Origin of the sequence: Mesorhizobium sp. M0698, assembly GCF_040320455.1 — a bacterium.
Lineage (GTDB): Bacteria > Pseudomonadota > Alphaproteobacteria > Rhizobiales > Rhizobiaceae > Mesorhizobium.
In genome coordinates this window covers 30,992-51,710 of the sequence record NZ_JAMYPQ010000019.1, presented here as the reverse complement: position 1 = coordinate 51,710, position 20,719 = coordinate 30,992, and the positions used below count along the sequence as shown (strand labels likewise).

General features: G+C 63.1%; 17 protein-coding genes. 7 read left to right on the top strand and 10 right to left on the bottom strand.

Going from position 1 to position 20,719, the window contains the following annotated elements; all coding sequences use genetic code 11:
* Positions 1 to 279 precede the first annotated feature (279 nt).
* Together NKI16_RS27550 and NKI16_RS27545 are read right to left on the bottom strand one after the other, a co-directional pair.
* A complete protein-coding gene (locus NKI16_RS27550; RefSeq protein WP_352783232.1) occupies positions 280 to 1,533 on the bottom strand; it encodes an ABC transporter substrate-binding protein in 1,254 nt (417 codons plus the stop codon).
* 83 nt (positions 1,534 to 1,616) lie between these two features.
* A complete protein-coding gene (locus NKI16_RS27545) occupies positions 1,617 to 2,672 on the bottom strand; it encodes a LacI family DNA-binding transcriptional regulator (protein ID WP_352783263.1) in 1,056 nt (351 codons plus the stop codon).
* 254 nt (positions 2,673 to 2,926) lie between these two features.
* On the opposite strand from NKI16_RS27545, the gene NKI16_RS27540 reads away from it, so the two are divergent.
* Together NKI16_RS27540 and NKI16_RS27535 are read left to right on the top strand one after the other, a co-directional pair.
* Complete coding sequence (locus tag NKI16_RS27540) at positions 2,927 to 4,669, top strand: SIR2 family protein (RefSeq protein WP_352841695.1); 1,743 nt, start codon at positions 2,927 to 2,929, stop codon at positions 4,667 to 4,669.
* A complete protein-coding gene (locus tag NKI16_RS27535) occupies positions 4,666 to 6,090 on the top strand; it encodes an argonaute/piwi family protein (RefSeq protein WP_352783236.1) in 1,425 nt (474 codons plus the stop codon). The genes NKI16_RS27540 and NKI16_RS27535 overlap by 4 nt, the downstream gene beginning before the upstream one ends.
* Before the next feature lie 67 nt (positions 6,091 to 6,157).
* Here NKI16_RS27535 and NKI16_RS27530 read toward each other — a convergent pair whose 3' ends face one another.
* A complete protein-coding gene (locus tag NKI16_RS27530; protein WP_352783237.1) occupies positions 6,158 to 7,753 on the bottom strand; it encodes a trypsin-like peptidase domain-containing protein in 1,596 nt (531 codons plus the stop codon).
* Between the two features lie 325 nt (positions 7,754 to 8,078).
* On the opposite strand from NKI16_RS27530, the gene NKI16_RS27525 reads away from it, so the two are divergent.
* The 3 genes from NKI16_RS27525 (at position 8,079) to NKI16_RS27515 (ending at position 10,985) form a co-directional block, all read left to right on the top strand.
* Entirely contained in the window at positions 8,079 to 8,297 is a 219-nt protein-coding gene (locus NKI16_RS27525) for a dihydrofolate reductase family protein (RefSeq protein ID WP_352783239.1), read from the top strand.
* Positions 8,298 to 8,493: 196 nt separating this feature from the next.
* Entirely contained in the window at positions 8,494 to 10,224 is a 1,731-nt protein-coding gene (locus NKI16_RS27520; protein ID WP_352783241.1) for an adenylate/guanylate cyclase domain-containing protein, read from the top strand.
* A 224-nt stretch (positions 10,225 to 10,448) separates the two neighbouring features.
* Entirely contained in the window at positions 10,449 to 10,985 is a 537-nt protein-coding gene (locus tag NKI16_RS27515; RefSeq protein WP_352783244.1) for a dihydrofolate reductase family protein, read from the top strand.
* 170 nt (positions 10,986 to 11,155) lie between these two features.
* Here the strand turns inward: NKI16_RS27515 and NKI16_RS27510 are convergent, their stop codons facing one another.
* The gene (locus NKI16_RS27510) at positions 11,156 to 12,061 is read right to left on the bottom strand and encodes a LysR family transcriptional regulator (RefSeq protein WP_352680688.1); all 906 of its coding nucleotides are present in this window, start codon (positions 12,059 to 12,061) and stop codon (positions 11,156 to 11,158) included.
* 147 nt (positions 12,062 to 12,208) lie between these two features.
* Between NKI16_RS27510 and NKI16_RS27505 the strand changes: the two genes are divergently transcribed.
* Positions 12,209 to 13,105, top strand: coding sequence for an MBL fold metallo-hydrolase (locus NKI16_RS27505; protein WP_352923915.1), 897 nt, complete (start codon positions 12,209 to 12,211; stop codon positions 13,103 to 13,105).
* Between the two features lie 89 nt (positions 13,106 to 13,194).
* Here NKI16_RS27505 and NKI16_RS27500 read toward each other — a convergent pair whose 3' ends face one another.
* The 5 genes from NKI16_RS27500 to NKI16_RS27480 all read right to left on the bottom strand — a co-directional run bounded on the left by NKI16_RS27500 (position 13,195) and on the right by NKI16_RS27480 (position 19,403).
* Complete coding sequence (locus tag NKI16_RS27500) at positions 13,195 to 14,064, bottom strand: patatin-like phospholipase family protein (RefSeq protein WP_352465401.1); 870 nt, start codon at positions 14,062 to 14,064, stop codon at positions 13,195 to 13,197.
* Entirely contained in the window at positions 14,061 to 15,311 is a 1,251-nt protein-coding gene (locus NKI16_RS27495; RefSeq protein ID WP_502897628.1) for a M16 family metallopeptidase, read from the bottom strand. The genes NKI16_RS27500 and NKI16_RS27495 overlap by 4 nt, the downstream gene beginning before the upstream one ends.
* 166 nt (positions 15,312 to 15,477) lie before the next feature.
* Positions 15,478 to 16,842, bottom strand: coding sequence for a M16 family metallopeptidase (locus tag NKI16_RS27490; protein WP_352624310.1), 1,365 nt, complete (start codon positions 16,840 to 16,842; stop codon positions 15,478 to 15,480).
* Between the two features lie 97 nt (positions 16,843 to 16,939).
* A complete protein-coding gene (gene rsmD / locus NKI16_RS27485) occupies positions 16,940 to 17,494 on the bottom strand; it encodes a 16S rRNA (guanine(966)-N(2))-methyltransferase RsmD (protein WP_352624308.1) in 555 nt (184 codons plus the stop codon).
* Complete coding sequence (locus NKI16_RS27480) at positions 17,475 to 19,403, bottom strand: pseudouridine synthase (protein ID WP_352624307.1); 1,929 nt, start codon at positions 19,401 to 19,403, stop codon at positions 17,475 to 17,477. The genes rsmD and NKI16_RS27480 overlap by 20 nt, the downstream gene beginning before the upstream one ends.
* 76 nt (positions 19,404 to 19,479) lie before the next feature.
* On the opposite strand from NKI16_RS27480, the gene NKI16_RS27475 reads away from it, so the two are divergent.
* Positions 19,480 to 19,932 (top strand): nucleoside deaminase, encoded by a 453-nt coding sequence (locus tag NKI16_RS27475; protein ID WP_292653914.1) that lies wholly within the window; start codon positions 19,480 to 19,482, stop codon positions 19,930 to 19,932.
* Between the two features lie 71 nt (positions 19,933 to 20,003).
* On the opposite strand, the gene NKI16_RS27470 is transcribed toward NKI16_RS27475, so the two are convergent.
* Positions 20,004 to 20,684 (bottom strand): hypothetical protein, encoded by a 681-nt coding sequence (locus NKI16_RS27470; protein WP_352624305.1) that lies wholly within the window; start codon positions 20,682 to 20,684, stop codon positions 20,004 to 20,006.
* Between the last annotated feature and the right edge of the window lie 35 nt (positions 20,685 to 20,719).

Genomic DNA, 20,719 nt, shown 5'->3' with positions numbered 1-20,719 from the left:
ATTGGCGGGACGTCCCCCTCCCCCTTGAGGGGAGGGTCCGGCCGAAGGCCGGGGGTGGGGTCCTCCGCGAAGCGCGCCGACATCAAAAGAGCGTCGAGCACTGCCGCGATGACCCCACCCGGACCTGCGGTCCGACCTCCCCTCAAGGGGGAGGTTAAGGGGCTGCGGGGGTGGGGTCCTCTGCGACGTGCGCCGCCGGTTCTTTGTGTCGGCGGGTTTCACGGCGGACCCCACCCGGACCTGCGGTCCGACCTCCCCTCGAGGGGGAGGTGGCGCGCCTTACTTCTGCGGCGCCGAATCGATGATCGACTGCATGGTCTCCTGCGCGTTGGCGATGGCGCCGTCGACGTCTTCACCGAAGAAGACCTCGTTCATCATCTGGTTCCACGGACCGTTGGCCGAGTTGATCAGATCGTTGAACACCACCGAATAGGGCGTGCGGCCCTTGGCCATGGCTTCGGCGGCGACCTTGTAGCGCGGGTCGAGGTCTTTCAGCGCCTCATTGGCGATGTCGCCGCGCACCGGCAGGCTGCCGTATTTCGCCAGGATGGTCTGGCCTTCGAGCGAATAGGCGAAGTCGAGGAACTCCTTGACCACCGCGACCTTGGTGGTGCCCTTGGTGACGACGAAATTGTCGCCGCCGGCAAACGACGACCAGCCGCCGTCCTTGCCGGGCAGGAAGGTGATGCCGTAGTCGATGTCGGGATATTGCGTGTTCAACGCGCCGATGGCGAAGGCGCCGGATGGCGAGATGCCGATATTGCCTGTGGCGAAGGCGGCAAAGAAGTTGGAGCCGGTGTCGGTCTGCGCGCCTGAAGGCACCAGGTCCTTCTTGACCATCGAACGGTAGAGGTCGATGGCACCGCGCATCTGCGGCGTGTCCAGCGTCGCCTTGGAGCCGTCCTCGGTCAGGATGTCGCCGCCCGAGGCCCAGATCAGCGGCGTGAAGGTGAAGATGTTGCAGCCGCCGCAATTGCCGGAGAAGTAGAAGCCCTTGATGTCGCCGCCGAGCGCGTTGACCTTTTCGGCGTCGGCTTCGATCTCGGCCCAGTTGGTCGGGCCCTTTTCCGGATCGAGGCCGGCCTGCTTGAACAGCTTCTTGTTCCAGATCAGCACCGAGGAATCGGCCGAGAACGGCAGCCCGTAGATGCGGCCCTTATAGGTGCCGGTCTTGACATGCGCCGGCGACAGGCTGGCGAAATAAGGCAGCGATTTCGCCCAGTCGGTGATGTCCTCGAGCTGGCCGGCGGCGGCGAAGGACGGCGTGTAGATCAGGTCGAGCGACAGCGCGTCGGGTGCCGTGCCGCCGGCGGCGGCCGCGCCGTATTTCGGAATGATTTCGGCGTTGGGGATGATGTCCAGCTTGATCTGGTTCTGATGCCCCTTGTTGAAGGCATCGACGACGCGCGGCATGAAGTTCGAGCCGTCGGCGCGAACCCAGATGTTGGCGGTGTCGGCGGCGGCCGAGCCGGCTGTCGCCAGCGTGCCCAAAATGCTCGCGGCGATGGCGAGCCCGGTAATGGTGGTTCTCATGCTTCTCCTCCACATGGTTTTAATTTAGCGTTTTAATTTAGCCGCGCCCCCAAGCGGGTGACTATCGACACGGCCCGTTTCGTTCAGCCGTCCGGCGGACGGCCGCATGACTGACGCACCACCAGCCGGCACGGCAGTTTTCTGATGCCCGGCAAAGCGGGTTCGCCGCCGACGAGCGAAAGCAAGGCAAGGCCGGCCTCGCGGCCAAGTGCTGAAAGGTTCATGTCGACCGAGGTGAGCGGCGGGCGGGTCGCCTCGGCGACGATCTGCCAATTGTCGAAGCCGATGACGCCGACCTCGTCCGGCACGCCGATACCGCGCTCGCGCAAGGCGTCGATGACGCCGCGCGCGATCTGGTCGTTGCCGCAGAAGACGGCATCGGGCCGCTCCCGCGTGCCGTCGAACCTCTCGCCGTCGAACAGCTTTCCGATCGCCTCATGCCCCCAGGCTTCCGACCACGGGCCGAGCAGCGGCTCCATGACCGGCAGGCCGTTCTCGGCCAGCACCGCGCGATAGGCCTCGGCGCGGGCATGCACCACGGCAAAGCTCGCCGGACCGCTGACATGGGCGATGCGCCGCCGCCCGAGCCGGCAAAAGTGCTCGACCGCCAGCCGCGCCCCGCCGGCATCGTCGGACACAAAAGCGATGGCGCCGGGATCGGGCTCGGTGAAGGCGTAGATCGCCGGAATGCCGAGATTGGCGAGGTCGACCGGCAGATGGCGGTCGATGCGCTTGCCGGTGGCGATGATGCCATCGACGCGCTTGTCGAGCATGGCATCGACATGCAGCTGGGCAAGGCGCGGGTCGTCCTCGACATTGCACAAAAACACCGAGACGCCGGCATCGACCAGCGCGTCGGAAACGCCGGCCATCAGCGGCAGCGAAAACCGGCCATAGGTGTCGTTGGTCAACAGCCCGACGGTAAAGGAGCGCCGCCGCAACAGGCTCTGCGCCAAGCTGTTCGGGCGAAAGCCAAGCCGCTGCGCCGTCTCGCGAATACGCTCGCGCGTCTCCGCCGTCATCCGCCCCTGCCCGTTCAGCGCTTTGGAGGCCGTAGCGACGCTGACGCCGGCAAGCGCCGCCACCTCACGCAGGGTGACGGGCTGCTTGACAGGCGTTGGCTGCGCATCGGACGCCAGGATATCGATCCTCCCATTTGGGAAAAGCTTTTCTCTTATGGTCCTGCGGGGTGCTGACTTGGGGGGATGACGAGCGCAGGGCGATTTGGGAAAAGGTTTTCTCAGAGGAGATTAGGGGAAGGCGTGGGGGATGGCAAGGGGTCGTTTATAGGGACCCTCGCGCAAACTCACCCAACCTGGGGCAAGTAACATTATTGCCTTGGGATTGGATCAACTAAGCCTTACTCCCGCACACGACCTGATACTATGTCACGATGCGAATCGAGCACGTTTATCCGATTGTAGAGTCCGACGACTTCGCCCGCCGTTTTCAAATGCGTGCGGGTGGTCTCATGTGGCTACTTGGAGCGGGCGCGTCAGCGTCCTCCGGTATTCCAACCGCCGGCGAAATGCTCTGGGAATTCAAACAGGCGCTCTATGTTAGTCAGAGAAAGGTATCACCAAAATCGGTCGAGGACCTGACCAACCCGGCGGTCCGTTCCCTCATTCAAAATTACATAAGTTCGTCGGGCACTTTCCCCGTCGAAGGTGCGCCAGATGAGTACGCAGCCATATTCGAAGCCGCTTGGCCAGGCGAGGCCGATCGCCGCACGTACATCGAGTCCAGAACACGGGGCGCCAAGCCGTCTTACGGCCATCTCGCGCTAGCGACGTTGCTGATGGCCGAGTACTCTAAGATCATCTGGACAACAAACTTCGACGACCTAGTCGACGACGCGTGCGCAAAGGTCTTTGGCACTACGTCCGCGCTCACAACTGCGGGATTGCAGGCGCCCGAACTGGCGCGCGAGACAATCAGCGGACAACGTTGGCCCGCCCAAATCAAGTTGCACGGCGATTTTCGTTTTCGGCGCTTAAAGAACACGCCAGAGGAGCTCCGCCACCAAGACGCTCAACTCAGGCGTATCCTAATAGAAGCGTGCCAAACGTCTGGGATGGTCGTGGCCGGCTATAGCGGGCGTGATGAATCGGTTATGTCAACACTGACAGAAGCATTGAAGCAGGATTCCAGCTTTCCAGGCGGCTTCTTTTGGTTGCATCGCGGAGATTATCCCCCGCTGCCTGCCGTGACCTCGCTACTAGCTCACGCAGCCGAGAGAGGAATCGATGGCGGATTGGTGACTATCGAGAATTTCGACGAGACAACTCGCGACCTTGTGCGGCTTTTGAAAGGGATCGACACGACGGCATTGGATGCTGTTGCAGGCGAACGGCGGCGGTGGACCGCGACGCCCGCGCCGGCTGGCAAGAAGGGTTGGCCGGTCATTCGGCTCAATGCCCTCCCCATCGCTGTCTTGCCATCGACCTGCCGACGGATCGTATGCAATATCGAAGGTCATGCAGCTGTGCGAACAGCGGTGGCGGTGGCCGAGGTGGACGTGTTGTGCACACGAACAAGGGCTGGCGTCCTGGCGTTCGGGGCGGATGCCGACCTTCGTGCCGCGTTCGAGCCATTCGGGATCACCGATTTTGCTCTTCACCCCATCGAGCCGCAGCGCCTCCGCAACGAGACGGGCGAACGCGGGCTTCTGCGCGATGCTCTATCGCGCGCGCTTGCGAGGGAAAGCGGGCTCACGATTGACCATCGCCGAACCACCGATCTCCTGGCTCCCTCCGATCCCAAGTCATCCGAATGGGAAGAGTTGAGATCTATCGTTGGGAAACTGTCGGGGATCGTTGAGAAATTCCCTGAACTGAGTTGGCGTGAGGGTGTTGGCCTTAGGATCGATTGGGCAGACGAACGACCTTGGCTTCTGGTTGAGCCCCGAATCGTATTTTCCGGCCTTTCGGATGAAAATCGTTTTGCAGCGACAGACTTCGCAAGAGAAAGAACCGTGAAACGCTACAACGGTCCACTGAATGCGCTAATCGGGTTCTGGGCCGCCAGGCTCGCGAACGGCGGAGTTCCACAGCGCGCATTAGGGGTCAGCGCAGGTCTCGAAGCTGTCTTTCAGCTCTCCGATGCGACCGCGTTCTCGCGGAGAATAGGCCCATGAGCAGTGAGGTTGGCGCACATATCTGGCTGCCGGAGGCCCGGCTTCTGTTTCATCCTGATCGGCCCGGCGACACGGACATTCACCCGCTACGCGGCTTGCTCCGTTATGGCCCTTACTCTGCCGGTTTGGTGCCCGATCCAATACGCGTAGCGACGATAGCTCCCTTTGGAGAAAGTCAGGCCCTCTACGACTTCATGAAAGAGCTAAACTCGGTATTCGAGCCCCGCGAGCGGAAGGACTACGTACCGAAGTGGCCCGGGTTCAGCGCCGTGTTCAACTTGCATATGCGCGGGGCGGCCACTTCTTGTCATCTGCAGCTCGATGCGAATGTTGACCGCGATATCGAGGCCTCTCCCACGCCGCATCTTGTGATCGCTGACCGGCTTACTCGGGCGATCCAAGCACTGGATATGCGTCGCGCAGAGTTCGACGTACTTTTCATCTACATCCCTGTCCGTTGGCAGGCGGGTTATGTCGGCGCCGCCGGCGAGGATTTCGATCTGCACGACCACCTAAAGGCAATGACCGCGGCGCGCGGCTTGCCGATTCAGCTCGTTCGTGAAGACAAGGCGCTGGCCTACCCAGACCGGGCGAGCGTGATGTGGCGCATTGGCCTAGCCCTTTATGCGAAAGCAGGCGGCGTGCCTTGGAAGCTAGCCGATACCGATGCGGAAACCGCTTTCATAGGGATCTCGTACGCCGTGCGTCCTGTCCTGTCCGCCCGTCCTCGCTTCGTCACATGCTGTAGCCAAGTCTTTGATGCGGAGGGAGCCGGGCTTGAGTTCATAGCCTACGACGCTCACGAGGTAGAGATCCAGCGCGAGAATCCATTCATGTCACGGACTGAGATGTTCCGGGTGATGACGCGCTCTCTCGATCTCTATCGGCGCAGGCATGCCGGCCGGGTGCCGCGTCGCGTCATCGTCCACAAGTCGACGGAGTTCAAGCCGGATGAAATCGACGGATGTATGGAAGCGCTCCATCTCTGCGAGGCGGTCGACCTTGTCCAAGTTGTCGAGGACATTGGTTGGCGTGGCGTTCGCATCGACTCCGGCGGCAGCAATTCTTCAAAGGGAAAAGCGGCAGCGTACCCTGTCGAACGGGGATCACTCCTGAGCCTAGGCCCCCGCGATGCGCTTCTTTGGATGCGCGGCACAGTCAGTGGGATTGCAGAACGTCGGGATTATTTCCAAGGCGGCAAGAGCACACCCCAGCCAATCCGACTTGTTCGCCATGCGGGGCATGGCCCTTGGGACGAAACAGCCCGTTCAGCTTTGGCACTCTCAAAAATGAACTGGAACAATGACGCGCTCTATGACCATTTGCCAGTGACGATGGGCTACGCACAGGTTCTCGCCCGCGTTGTGAAGCGCATGGATCGTCTAGGAAACGCTCCCTATCAATTCCGCTTCTTCATGTAGTCGCAACGGAGGGCGACGCCTTCGGGCGGATATCTTTACAATTGCGCGGCGCGGACAATCCGAACGTCTACTCAGCAAGCCAATCGTTTAGCACCTCGACATGAATAGCGAAGTCTCGTCCTTCGCCCGGTCCCCCTTTGTGAACGACGCCAACAACCGCGTCGTTGCCGTCCAGCAGAGGACCACCAGACATACCCTGCGAGAGCTTTTGCGTCACCTCGATCAGCTTGACGCCATGCTTGACAGGAAGTGAGCTCACCTTCCCATCCCGGACATTGAGCCGGTCGCCAGGGCCAAAGCTTGGATAGCCGACTGCGGTCAACTCTTGACCTACTGCAACGGTGTGGGTTGATCGCCCGAAATCGAAATACTCGGTAGTTGGGATAGCGTGACCAAGAACCGCAAGATCACGGTGCTCGTCGCGCTTGAGCACTGTCGCCTTGAATCTGTTAGAGGGCTTGCTCGGGTGGTAGACTTCAACCTCGTCCACTCCCTCAACGCAATGCGCGGCGGTGACAAGGCCGGCATCCTCGAGAAAGAAGGCACTGCCCTGCGACAACTGGAGCTGCTCGCCCTCACCCTCACAATACTCGATTACCCACACAGCCCGGTCACGGACCTCGTCCGCAGTCGGCGTCACCTCGATCCTTCGGTCCGGGAAGCTAGCGTTGAAACGAACAGCAATAGCCCGAAACACAGGGTCGGATTGGCCTCGGATGTACCTGAGCCAGATGATCTTGCCTCCGAGGTGCTCGCCGAGATCGGACGTGCCGCCATGCTCGCTTTTGAACTTGGCCTGCGCGGCCTTTCTGCCAAGCGTCTCCACTGAGTAGAGCGCTGCTCGCACATTTCTAACGTAGCGGCGATCCACATTGATTAGCTCGTTGATCTTGAGCCCTGTAACCATCCGGCGCGAATTTCGATCGGCGTAGTGCGCCTTGTTGGGATTTATCGCAAATCCGTTGGTGACAACAATGTTGCGCAAGGTCGCGACGAGGAGGTCGGGTGCGAAATGCCCCAAGGGCTGAGCTGGCCCCTCGAATAGCGCCGTCATGGGTTGATTGCTCGAAAGCGTGATGTCGTCTGCATAGCGTGTGTAGATGCAGCGCGCGCTCTTCGCGAAGGTAAGCAGTTCCTTATCCAAGCGAAAACAGATCATGTTGGAGAGGACGGGGCTGGTCGGCGCACCCTGAGGCAGATGAGCGTTATGACAGCAGAGCCGGGCGACTATGCTTGCTACGCGACTGTCGATGCCGAGAGCTTCAAGGACGCCGGCGACCCGGTTTTCGGTGATCGACGGGAAGAAATCCTTCAGATCGATGTTAAGCACGAAGCGTTTGCGTAGGTGCGCGAGCGCGTTGGTCTTTACCGATTTCCCGGAGACAAATCCGTGAACTGGATTCCGCACGCGATAGAGCTGGTCGAGTAGCGGCGCGATATGTCTCTGAAGATATTTGAGGCGTTCGTTCGGCGCGTTGATAATCCTGGTCTTGTCCCTACCCTTGGCGATCTCGAACTGATGATACATGCGCCCGCGAAACCACCAGATCTTCTTCAACTCATTGGCCGACAGACCTAAATAGGTGAGGAGCGCGGCTTCACTGGCCAACTCGGGAGGTATTGTGACGCGGACAGCAGGGAAACTAAAAAAAGAAGGCGGCACGAGGTCTCCCTCCAATCACGCCATGTATCGCGTTACTGATATGGCGCGCACGATATGTGCAGACATTAGCTCTTACGCCGCAGTTACTACAGCGCGTATGCGAGGGGAGACCTCGTGTGAAGACGCCTATCAGTTCTGCGGCGAGTCTTCAAACCTGCTCGTGTATCTTTTCTAATCACCCGAGAGCTGCTCTCAGAATTACGAATTAACGGCAGCTTTGGCATACCTATCCCGCGTTAGCTAAAAACAGCAGAGCACCGCTACTTTCCACAGAGCGGTCGCAAAAGGCCGGCGCCATCCGCCCCCCGACCGTCAGGAGCCCGCCATGAGAAAACTCATCGTCACCGAATTCATCAGCGTCGATGGCATTGCCGAGGTCGAGAAGCTGCCGGGCGTGACCTGGAACGATGAGATGCAAAAGTTCAAGGAAGACGAGCTTGCCGACAGCGGCGCCACGCTTTTGGGCGCACGACCTATGAGACCTTTGCCGGCTCGTGGCCCAAGGAGACCGGAGATTTTGCCGATCGCTTCAACGCGCTGCTGAAATATATCGCCTCGACGAGCTTGACGCCGCGCGGATCCCTCCCGCCATTGATGCGATCGAGTTCGCAGCCACCAGGCGGAGGGTTCTGATCCGCCCTTTCTTGCTGCTGCTGTAAAAGACGTCTTGATTCAGCCACAAGCCCAAATTGCTGGATTTGGCAGCCCAGGAAGGATAGGCTTGGTTTTTGGTTCAAGCGATGGAACAGAGACTAGCCGCAATTCTGGCTGCCGATATGGCGGGCTACAGTCGGCTAATGGAGGCCGACGAATCCGGCACGCTCGCACGCCTTCGGACCCATCGCATAGAACTGGTCGATCCCGCCATCGCGAAGAACAAGGGCCGGATCATCAAGACCACCGGAGACGGCATGCTCGTTGAGTTCCAGAGCGTGACCGATGCCGTGAAATGCGCCGTGGAAATCCAACAGCGCATGAAACGGCGCAATTCGGATGTGCCGCAAGAACGGCGTATCGAATTCAGAATCGGCATAAATCTCGGCGACATCATTTTCGACGATGAGGATATTTTCGGCGACGGCGTCAATATTGCCTCGCGCATCGAGCAACTCGCCGACGTCGGCGGTATCTGCGTGACCGCAGCGGTGGCGACCCAAATTGCCGACCGTCTCGAAATTGCCATGGAGGACCTGGGCGAGAAGACGCTGAAGAACATCAGCCGCCCGGTTCGCCTCTATCGCGTTGGGTTTGACAGTCCTGCCCTGCCAGAAGTCGAGGCAAAGCGATCCATCTCGAAACCTTCGATAGTGGTGCTGCCATTCACCAACATGAGCGGCGACCCCGAGCAGGAATTTTTCGCGGACGGACTGACCGAGGACATCATCACCGAACTGTCCCGCCACCATGAGCTGTTCGTCATCTCGCGCAATTCCAGCTTCGTCTACAAGAACCGCGCCGTGAATGTGCGCGAGGTGGCCGAGAAACTCACCGTCCAATACCTGGTGGAGGGAAGTGTCCGCAAGATTGGCGACAGGGTGCGCGTGACGGTTCAGCTCATCGACACGGCGAATGACGCTCATATTTGGGCAGACAAGTATGACCGGAAGCTGGACGACATATTCGCGATTCAGGATGAGGTGACCGCGGCGATCGCAGCCACGCTGCCCGGTCGTGTCGAGGCGGCTCAGCGGGACCAGCTCGCGCGGGCGAAACCCGCAAACATGGCCGCGTATGAATGTGTGCTTGCTGCCAAGGTGCTGCATCACCGAAGCACGGTTGCAGATAATGAACGCGCGCAAACCTTGATAGAAAGGGCCGTCACGCTCGACCCCAATTATGCCCATGCCCATGCCTGGCGGGCCTGCATTCTTGGCCAGGCCTGGGTCCATAACTGGTGCGAAGACAGGGATGCCATCTGGAACAACATCATGGCGGCGCTGGACAGGGCGCTGGCGCTGGACAACAACGATGCCGATGTCCACCGCATTCTCGCGGCAGTGAACGTGAACAACAATGAGCTGACCACAGCGCGCTACCATCAAGAGCGGGCGCTGGCCCTCAATCCCAATTACGACCTCGTGGTGGTGCAGCAAGGCGAGTTATTGACGTGGCTCGGGAGGCCGGAAGAGGGAATTGAATGGATCCGCAAGGCAATGCAGTTGAACCCGCACCACCCGGAGAGGTTCTGGAGCCATCTGGGAAAGGCGCATTTCGCCGCGCGCCAGTATGGCGAGGCGATCGAAGCTTTCATGCATCTGTCAACCATGGACTCGGCTCAGCACGCTTTCGCCGCTGCCTGCTACGGCTGGCTCGGCGACGAAATCGCGGCCGCGGCGCATCTAGGCAAGATCAGAACGCTCGATCCCCAATTCGACCTCGATTCATTTATCGCCACCCTGCACTTTGCCCAGGAGTCTGATGTGCAGCACGTCCGCGAAGGACTGCTGAAAGCCGGTATCGCCAACCTGTAGCCAGCCGGTGACTACGACCCAGATCCAATCGGCAAAAAAGACCGGCCTCCGATGCGGACCTTGTGGCATGACCGAACGATGGGCAGGTCGGAGAAGCTTTTCCCACGGTATCGGTCTTTGGAAGCGAACAGGGAAAACCCTCCCCCTGAAAAAGCGCCGCGCTAGTTGACGGCGCATGTCGCATAAGGCCCGCGCCATTCGGCCCTGCCAGAAAGGAACCCGCCATGAGAAAACTCATCATTACCGAATTCATCAGCGTCGATGGCATTGCCGAGGTCGAGAAGCTGCCGAGCGTGGCCTGGAACGATGAGATGCAGAAATTCAAGGACGACGAGCTTGCCGACAGTGGCGCCATGCTGTTGGGGCGCACGACCTATGAGATTTTTGCCGGCTCGTGGCCCAAGGAGACCGGAGATTTCGCCGACCGGTTCAATGCGCTGCCGAAATATATCGCCTCGACGAGCTTGCAGGCGCTCGACTGGCAGCCGGCCGAGCTGCTGCAGGGCGCGTTGCCGGACGCGGTCAGAGGGCTGAAGCAAGGCAGCGGCGGCAACATCTATGTGCATGGCAGCCTCAGCGTCGCGCAGGAATTGCTGCGCCATGGCCTTGTCGACCGCATCCGCCTGCTCAGCTATCCCGGTGCCGTCGGCCAGGGCAAGCTGCTGTTCCCGCCCGGCGCACAATTGCCGCTCGAGCTGATCTCGGCCAGGCAATTCAGCAACGGCGTGGTGGCGCTGGAGTATGCGGCTGGGATGGAGTGATGAGCCAATCTCCCCCCTTGAGGGGGAGATGCCCGGCAGGGCAGAGGGGGGCGTCTCGCGTAATGCGCCAACCCCTACCGACGCAAGAGGGAGGCCGCGCCCGGTCGAACCGACCCCCTCTGGCCTGCCGGCCATCTCCCCCTCAAGCGGGGAGATCGCAGCTTCGCCCATCAGCGCCCCCGCCCGCCTGCCTCCAGCTTCTGCTCGGCCGCGATCAGCATCTCGACAAACCTCGTCACCTTGGGCGGGCGGAAGCGGGCGGCGGGGTAGACTGTGTAGATGCCGCCGGAGGGCAGCCGCCACTCGGGCAGGATCTGCACCAGCCGCCCGGCGGCCAGTTCGTCCCGCACCAAAAAGTCCGGCAGCACCGACAGGCCGGCGCCGGCGCGGACCGCTGCCAGCACTGCCGGAGTTGCGTCGATCGAAATCGTTGCCTGCATGCGCACGGCCTGCTGCTCGTCATCGCCGCGCGAAAATTGCCATAGCAGCGGTTCGCGCAGCGCCATGTTGGCGACGAAGGGCAGCCCGGCGAGGTCTTGCGGTTCGCCGGCGGTGAACCGGCCTGCAAAGCCGGCGCCGCATACCATGAATTGTTGGAAGGTGCCGATGCGCCGGGCCTGCAGGCTGGAATCGGCCAGCCAGCCGACGCGGATGGCCACGTCGATGTGGCCGGAAACCAGGTCGATCGTCTCGTCGCCCAGCGTCAGCTCCACCCGGCAGGCGGGATAGCGCGCGCTGAAGGCGGCGACCACCGGCACCACCGCCGATGTGCCGTAGTCGTTGGACGCGGCGATGCGCAGCGTGCCAGTCGGCTCGGCGGCGGCCTGCGCGAGCTCGTCGAATGCATCCTCGGCCTGCTGCAGGACCTGCAGGCAGCGGGCATGGAACGTTCGGCCGGCCTCGGTCGGATGGACGCGCCGCGTCGTGCGGATCAGCAGCGTCGTTCCGACATCGCGCTCCAGCCGCGCCACCTGCTGGCTGACCACCGCCTTGGTGATGCCCAGCCGCTCGGCGGCCCGCGTGAACGAGCCGGCATCGACCACCGCCGCGAAATAGGCCAGCCGGTTCAGGTTCATGCTTCGCTCATGGCAGAGGCAGTCTCATTGTCAGGCAATGGCATACATTACGTCTATTTTGTCGGCCTTCAATACGCATTCCGCTTTTGCCATCTTGCGGGCATCGAGGCTGCGCGCCGCCGAGTTCCGCATTCCCAGGAGACATCCATGTTCACACGGAGAGCCATCATGAAAACCACCCTCGCCGCCGGCGCTGCCGCGGTCTTTGCTCCCGCCGGGCTTGGCCATGCGGCCGGCGGGCTTTCCTGGAAACATTTCCCCGCCGGGCAAAACGGCTTCTTCCGCGCCCCGGTGCTGGTCTCCGGCGCCGCCGAAGCCGTGCTGATCGATGGCGGTTTCACTTATCCCGACGGCCGGGCCGTGGCCGAGGCGATCAAGGCGACCGGCAAGACGCTCACCACCATCTATGTCAGCCAGTCCGACCCGGACTATTATTTCGGCCTCAAGCCGATCAAGCAGGCGTTCCCGCAGGCACGGGTGATCGCCGCAGCCGAGACGGTGGCCGCCATCAACGGCAATGTCGAAAAGAAGCTCGCCGTCTGGGGGCCGCAGCTGAAGGAGAATGGCCCGCAGGCGCTGGCCGACGTCGCCATCCCCGAAGCATTCGACGGCAAGACGCTCAGCGTCGATGGCGAGACCATCGAGATCGTCGCCGCGGAAGGCCTCGCCAACCGGCGCTATCTCTTCGTGCCGTCGCTGAATGCGGTGTTCGGCGGGGTGATGATCTTTGCCGGCGTGCATGTCTGGACCGCCGACACGCCGACCAGGGAACTGCGCACCGCCTGGCTCGCCAATCTCGAAAAGATCGCGGCGCGCAAGCCGGCAATCGTCGTGCCCGGGCACATGACGCCTGAGGCCGCTACGGACCTTTCAGGCGTCGAGCACACCAAGACCTATCTCATCGCCTTCGAGGAAGAACTGGCCAAGGCCAAGGACGCGGCCGCACTGAAGAGCGCCATGGAAGCCCGCTTCCCCGGCCTCGGCATGGGCGTTGCGCTCGACATCGGCTCCAAGGTTGCCACCGGCGAGATGAAGTGGGGCTGAGATGGCCGCCAATCGCGAGCTGATCCGCGTCACTTACGAAGGATACGCTCATGGTCCAGCGGGCGCTGACGCCGGACGCTTGATTACGGTCATCCGCCGAGACGGTTGGTGCGCTTGCTGGCTTCGGCTTTGGCCCGGGCCTCGACCGCCTTTTCGATCTCGCGCTTCAGCTCGTCCTTGATCGCCACCGTCTCTGCCATCAGCGCCTCGACCTTCATGAAATCGAGCACCCGGTATTTCGAGACGGCCGGCCGGATCAGAATGTCGGGCCGGCTCTGGTTCAGCTTGCTGGCGATGATCGACTGCATCATCAGCTGCGTGGCGCCGAACATCAGGTCGACGGAGGTCGGGAATTTGCGGCCGGCCTCGGTCGGCGCGCCGACCACGTCGACGGCGATGATGATGTCGGCGTCGAGCTCGATCAGGTCGAACGGCACGGGATTGTAGATGCCGCCGTCGATCAGCAGCCTGCCGTCGCGCATCACCGGGCGGAACACCGCCGGGATCGCCGCCGAAGCGGCCAGCGCCGAATGCAGCTCGCCTTCGTCGAACACCGCGAGCTGGTGGCCATAAAAGTCCGTTGCGGTCACCTTCAGCGGTATCTTCAATTCGGCGAAGGTCTCGGGAATGGCGTCGGGCAGGAACGCCTTGAGGATGCGCTCGACATTGAACTGGCTGACCCGCAGGCCGCCCTGCATCGCCTCGGCAAAAGTGCCGGGCCGCGCCCGCCACATGCGCGTTGCCACTTCGGCGCGGCGGCCGAGGATCGAGCGCGTATAGTCGTGGATGTCCTTGCCGGTCATGCCCGAGGCCATGCCGGCGCCCATGATGGCGCCGATCGACGAGCCGGCGATTGCTGCCGGCCTTATGCCCAGCTCGTCCAGCGCCTCGATGACATGGATATGCGCCAGCCCACGCGCCCCGCCGCCGCCAAAGGCGATGCCGAAGCTAGGGCTCATCCCTTGTTGGCCGCGCCGAGCTTCGGCCCGACCACCATGACGGCCGGCTCGGCGGAGAGCAGCTTTTTCGCCACCGCTTTCACCTGGTCCAACGTCACCGCGTTTATCAGGGCGGCGCGGCGCTGCATGTAGTCGATGCCGAGCTTGCCGAGCTGGATCTCGAGCAGCGTTGAGGCGATCGCGCCGGAGGAATTCAGATTGTTGATGGCATAGGCGCCGATCATGTATTTCTTGGTCGCCGCCAGCTCGGCTTCGGTCGGCCCCTCATCGGCCATGCGCTTGACCACGTCGCGCACCACGGCCAGCGTCTCGGCCGCCCTATCGGCGCGGGTTGAGGTGGTGATGGACAGCGCCTCGGAATGCTGGTGGTCGACGAGGTCGGAGCTGACGCTGTAGGCCAAGCCGCGCTTCTCGCGCACCTCGTCGAACAGCCGCGAGGTGAAGGTGCCGCCGCCGAGGATCTCGTTCATCAGCACCGCGGCGAAGAAATCCGGCGCATTCCGCTTCACGCCGGGATAGGCGAGTTGCAGCGAGGCCTGCGGCTGGTCGTAAACGACCTCGAGCTGCTGGCCGAGCTTCAGGTCGATGTCGGGAACGGGCGTGAGCGCCTGCTTTTCCGGCAGGCTGCCGAACACCAGGTCGAGCTTCTGCTTCAGCGTCTCGGCGTCGATGGCGCCGACCACCGCGACATGCAGGCCGTCACGGGCGAAACTTGCCTTGTGGAAGGCGCTGAGATCGGCCGGCGTGATCGTCGCGATGCTTTGCCTGGTGCCCTGGTCGGGCCGCGCATAGGGATGCCTGCCGTAGATCGCGTCCAGCCATTTGCGTTGGGCGAGCGTGTCGGGATCGCGCTCGTTGGCGATGATGCCGGACAGGATTTGCGCGCGGATGCGGTCGATCGGCACCTGGTCGAAGCGCGGCTGGTTGACCGCCACCCGCAACAGGTCGAAGGCGCCGTCGCGCTGCTCGGCCAGCATGCGCATCGAGCCGTAGATGCCGTCGCGCTGCGCATCGAAGCTCATCTCGGCGCCGACATCGTCAAGCTTGATCTGGAAGGCCTCGCTGTCGAGGTTGCCGGCACCTTCGTCGAACAGGCCGCTCATCAGATTGGCAAGCCCTTCCTTGCCGGGCGGATCCTGCGTCGCGCCGCCATCGAAAACGAAGCGGATAGCGACGATCGGCACCGAATAATCCTCCACCAGCCAGGCGGCAATGCCCTTCGACGAGGTCACCTCCTGGATGTTCATGGCGGCGCGAGCGGAAAGCGCCGGCAGGAGGAGAAAGAGAAGGGAGAGGAACAGGGTTGCTAGCAGAGGGCCGGCGTGCTGGCGCTTCCCTTCTCCCCTTGTGGGAGAAGGTGAGGAGCCCACGAGGGGGGAAGGCAGAGCGGGACCATGCTGGCTCATCATCAAATCAATTCCCAGCTTGGGTTTGCGGCAGAAGATAGCCGGTCGTTGCGTGGTCGAGATTGAGATAGCGGGCAGCGACTTCCTTGACCTGGTCGGCGGTGACCTTGCGGATGCGGTCCGGCCATTGCTGGACGTTCTGGACGTTACCGCCTGTGGCGAGCGTCGAGCCGTAGATGTTGGCCATGTCCTCCTGCTTGTCGCGGGCAAAGATCATCGAGCGTACGAAACGGTCCTTGGATTTTTCCAGCTCGTCGCTGGTGACGCCGTCTTTCGCGATGCGGGCGATCTCGGCGTCGACCGCGGCCTCGATGTCGGCAAGCTTGGCATCGCCGCGCGGCGCGCCGTAGACGGTGAAATTGGTGTCGTCGAGCATGGTGCCCTGGAAGAAGGCGCCGGCCTCGGCGGCGATGCCTTGCCTGACGACAAGCTCCTGGTAGAGCCGGCTGCGGTTGCCGCCGCCGAGGATTTCGGACAGCACGTCGAGCGCTTCGGCTTCGCCGGGCTTTGCCGTGTGATAGGACGGAACCACCCATTGCGTGGTAAAGCTCGGCACGCTGACGCGCCCGTCGGTCAGCGTCACCGTGCGCCTGGTGTTCTGCTCCGGCTCGACCGGGCGGATGCGCGGCGGCAGATCCGGGCCGCGCGCGACCTTGCCATAGGTCTTTTCGGCCAGCGCCTTGACCGTTTCCGGCTCGACATCGCCGGCCACCACCAGCACGGCGTTATTGGGTGTATAATATTTGTTGTAGAAGGCCATCGCGTCGGTGCGGTTCAGCTTCTCCATCTCCTGCATCCAGCCGATGACCGGAATGCGGTACGGCTGGTTCTGCCACAGCGTGGCGTCGATCTCCTCGTCGAGCACCGCCTGCGGATTGCTATCGATGCGCGAGCGGCGCTCCTCGAGGATGACGTCGCGCTCGGTTTTGATGACGTCGTCGTTGAGGATGAGATTGCGCATGCGGTCGGCCTCGAAGCCCATCATCTCACCGAGCGCCTGAGGCACCACCGTCTCGTGAAAGGCGGTGTAGTCGTAGGAGGTGAAGGCGTTGTCCGAGCCGCCGATGGCGGCGACGGCACGGTCGAGCTCGCCCGCCGCATGGTTGCTGGTCGCCTTGAACATCAGATGCTCGAAGAAATGGGCAATGCCGGACTTGCCCGGCGGCTCGTCGGCGCTGCCGATCTTATACCAGACCATATGGGTGACGATGGGGGCGCGGTGATCGGGGATGACGACGATCTCCATGCCGTTGTCGAGCAGGAAATCGGTGACGACGCCATCGTCAGGATTGTTATCCGCCAGAGCCGGCGCGGCCATCACCAGAGCCAGTCCCAAGAGCGTTCCGCGCAGCCATTCAGCCTGAAATGTCATAGATGGCTCCGGTTTGTAGTGGGACGATAGGCGGGGTTGCTGGTCGAGGCAAAGCGAATTGTTCGTCATTTTGAAGGCGCCATCGTGGAAGCCGAACTCAGGCGGCCTCGATGAACCGGATGACCGTCTCGCCATAGTTGCGCTCGTCGACAACCGAAAAGCCCGGCCCTGCCTCGAACGGCGCCGCCGCCGCTTCCTCGACGACGCATAGCGCGCCGGGGGCGAGCCAGCCGCCTGCTTTCGCCGAGCGCAAGGCGCGTTCGCCAAGGCCTTTGCCATAGGGCGGATCGGCAAAGACCATGCCGAATGTGGCGATGGTGCCCGCCTCGCCCAAGCCCGTCGCGTCGCGGCGGAAAATCTTGGTGCGGCCGGTGAGGCCGAAGGCCTCGACATTGGTGCGGATCAGGCCGCGCCCTTCGGCGGATTCCTCGATGAAGACAGCGTAGGAGGCGCCGCGCGACAGCGCTTCGAGGCCGAACGCGCCGGTGCCGGCGAACAGGTCGAGCACGCGCGCGCCGTCCAGTCTTTCGGGAAAGCGATGCGCCAGCACGTTGAAGACCGCCTCACGCGTGCGGTCGGTGGTCGGGCGGATGGCAAAGGTGCGGGGCGTCGCCAGCGGACGCCCGCGAAACTCACCGCCGACGATCCGCATTGCTTCCTTTCGGGCCGCCGCGCGGCCGGTCGCCACCGCCATCCGGGCGCTCGCCGCGCGGTTTGCCGAACGGCTTTGCACCGCCGCCTTGCGGCTTGCCGCCGGGCTTGCCGTAAGACGGCTTGAACGATGCCTTGCGCGCCTTGTTTTCTGCCGCCTTGGCGGCGTCTGCCTCCGCCCTGCCCTTGCCGATCGGCCGTGCGCCCGGCGCCATCCAGACATTGGCCTTGCGCTGGCCCGGCGGCTCGATCGGCCGCTGCTCGCGTTCGGATTTTTTCCCACCGAAGCCGCCACGAGGCTTATCGCCACGGGGTTTGTCCCCGAAGTCGCTGCGTTCAGGTCTGGGGCCACGCTCGCCAAAGCTCTTTTTTGGCGCAAAGCTCCTGTCAGGGCTTGTCGACAGCTTGCCGAGCGCTTCGTCGCGGCTGCCCTCGCGCCGCTTGCGGTTCTTGATCAGGCCGCCCTCGCCGATCGGCCGGCGTTCGCCGTCGCGGGTGAATTTCGGCCGCTCGGGCTCCTCCTCGCGCTCACGCCTGACCGGTTTGTTGGAAAACGGCTTGGCGATATCGGCATCGAAATTGGCGCCGGACTCTTCGACCAGGCGCTCGCCGAGCTGGTCGCGCAGCACGCGGCCCTTGATCTCCAGCACATGGCCTTCCGGTAAATCGTCGAGCTGGAACGGCCCGTAGGAAATGCGGATCAGCCGCGTCACGTCGAGACCGAGCGCGCCCAGGATGTTCCTGACCTCGCGGTTCTTGCCTTCGCGCAGGCCGAGTGTCAGCCACGCGTTCGAGCCCTGCTCGCGGTCGAGCGTCGCTTCGATGGCGCCGTAAAAGACGCCGTCGACGGCAATGCCTTCGCGCAGGCCGGCAAGCGCGCTTTCCTCGACCTTGCCGTGGACGCGCACGCGGTAGCGTCGCAACCAGCCGGTCGCCGGCAGTTCGAGCACGCGCGACAGGCCGCCATCATTGGTGAGCAGCAGCAGGCCTTCGGTGTTGATGTCGAGCCGGCCGATAGTCATCAGCCGCGGCAGCTCGGGCGGCAGCACGTCGAAGACGGTCTTGCGGCCTTCGGGATCGCGGTTTGTCGTGACCACGCCGGCCGGCTTGTGGAACAGGAACAGCCTGGTGCGCTCGATCGGTGGGATCTCCATGCCGTCGAGATGGATGATGTCGCCGGGCATGACGTTGAAGGCCGGCGAGGACAACACCTTGCCATTGACCTTGACGCGGCCGGCCGCAATCAGTTCCTCGGCGTCGCGGCGCGAGGCCAGGCCGGCACGCGCCAGCCGCTTGGCAATGCGTTCGCCGGCTTCTTCCGTTGCCTCGACGCGACGCGGGCGCGGCTTGAAGCCGCCTTCCGATGCCGCCTGTGCCCTTTGTACCCCTTGCGGTCGATCGCCGCCAAAATTACGCTTGGGACGATCGCTAAAATCACGCTTGGGACGGTCGAAGCGCCTCTCGCCGCGCTCGCTGTCGGCAGCTGCTGGCCGGTCGCCGCGCGGTGCGTAAGGCTTGCGCGGACCTTCGCGCTTTTCATAAGGCGTGCCCTCCGGACGCGGCCCTTTGCTGAACGGCCTGTCGCCGCCTTTGAAGTCGCGCTTCGGCTGCTCGCCTTCGGCAGCTGCCGGCCGGTCGCCGCGCGGCGCATAAGGCTTGCGTGGACCCTCGCGCTGTTCATAAGGCTTGCCTTCCGGACGCGGCCCTTTGCTGAACGGCCTGTCGCCGCCTTTGAAGTCGCGCTTCGGCCGTTCGCCTTCGGCCGCCGCCGGCCGGTCGCCGCGCGGAGCGTAAGGTTTTTTGGCGCCGAAGGGCGGCTTGCCGCCCTTGCCGGGAGCGCTATCGCGACCACGCGTCCCTGCCGGCTTCGGGCCGGCCTTGCGGGGGAATTTCTTGTTTTTGTCGTCCATGTGGCCTTTGCTCGTTTGCGCGGGTAGTAACAGGATCGCGCTCTAGTGGCGAGGAGATAATCGGAATGGAAACCGCGTGAAGCGGCAGGATTTCATGGCGCTGGCGCTGAAAGAAGCCGAAGCCGCCGCCCTGCGTGGCGAAGTGCCCGTTGGCGCGGTCGTCGTCGGCGGCGATACGGTCGTTGCGAGTGCCGGCAACCGCACCCGCGAGTTTGCCGATCCGACCGCCCATGCCGAGATGCTGGCGATCCGCGAGGCCTGCCGCAAGCTTTCCAGCGAGCGGCTCAGCGGCCACGATCTCTATGTGACGCTGGAGCCGTGCGCCATGTGCGCCGGCGCCATCTCCTTCGCCAGGCTGCGCCGGCTTTATTTCGGCGCTGCCGACGAGAAGGGCGGCGCAGTGGTCAACGGCGTTCGCTTCTTCACGTCACCGACCTGCCACCATGTGCCCGACATCTATCCGGGCATGGCCGAGAACGCAGCAGCAGCATTGCTGAAGGACTTTTTTCGCGAGCGACGCGGACCCTGATTTCTGGTCGGGGCCGAAGATCCAAATCCAGCCAGGCAAATCCAGGCCAGAAAGTCTCTGGGGCCGTCAGTCTACCAGGGCAGCCAGTCGAACATGCCGCTGCTCTTGCTCTTGGCGGCCGCCTCCCTCTTGAGGCGGCGTTCCTTCTTGTACTCGTCCTCGCCGAGGTCACCCTGCGGCGCGCTGGCGGCGGCAGCGCGGTATTGCACCGGCGGCTCGCTCAGATATCTGCGGGTGGTCGGGTCGCCCTGTTTGCCTTCAGCCCGGCGGCGCATGATTTCCGCGGCGCGGCTCTTGTCCGAATCGGCCGGAGTCCAGGCTGGCGGGTGGCTCGAGCCCGACTGCTTCAGCGCGGCCTTGACCGACGCCGGATCCGTCTGCACGTCATCGATGACCTGCGCCTGGTAGGCCGGGTCGTCCTGATGCAGGGTGGCATCGGCGCGCAGGCGGGCACGGCGCTGCTCCGGCGATTCGGGCCATTCGGCGCTTGCCGTCTCGATGCTTTCCTGCGGCGGCGGCAAGACTTCCTTCTGCCCCGGCCCTGGCTTCACCAGCGTGGGGCGCGGCTTGTAGTCGATACTCTCCTTGCGCTTGGGTGCGAAGGAAAAAGCCCCGGTGAGGTCGCCAGCCAGCTGCGCGCCCGCGGTCTTGTCGGTTCCGTAAGTGGGCGAGCCCATGCAGCCGGACAAGGCGAGGCCCGATACGACAAGCGGCGCCAGCAGCGCAACGCGCGCGTAAGTTCTCTCGGTCATGCCAAAAAGTCCCACTGTAGACAGCCTCTCGATTG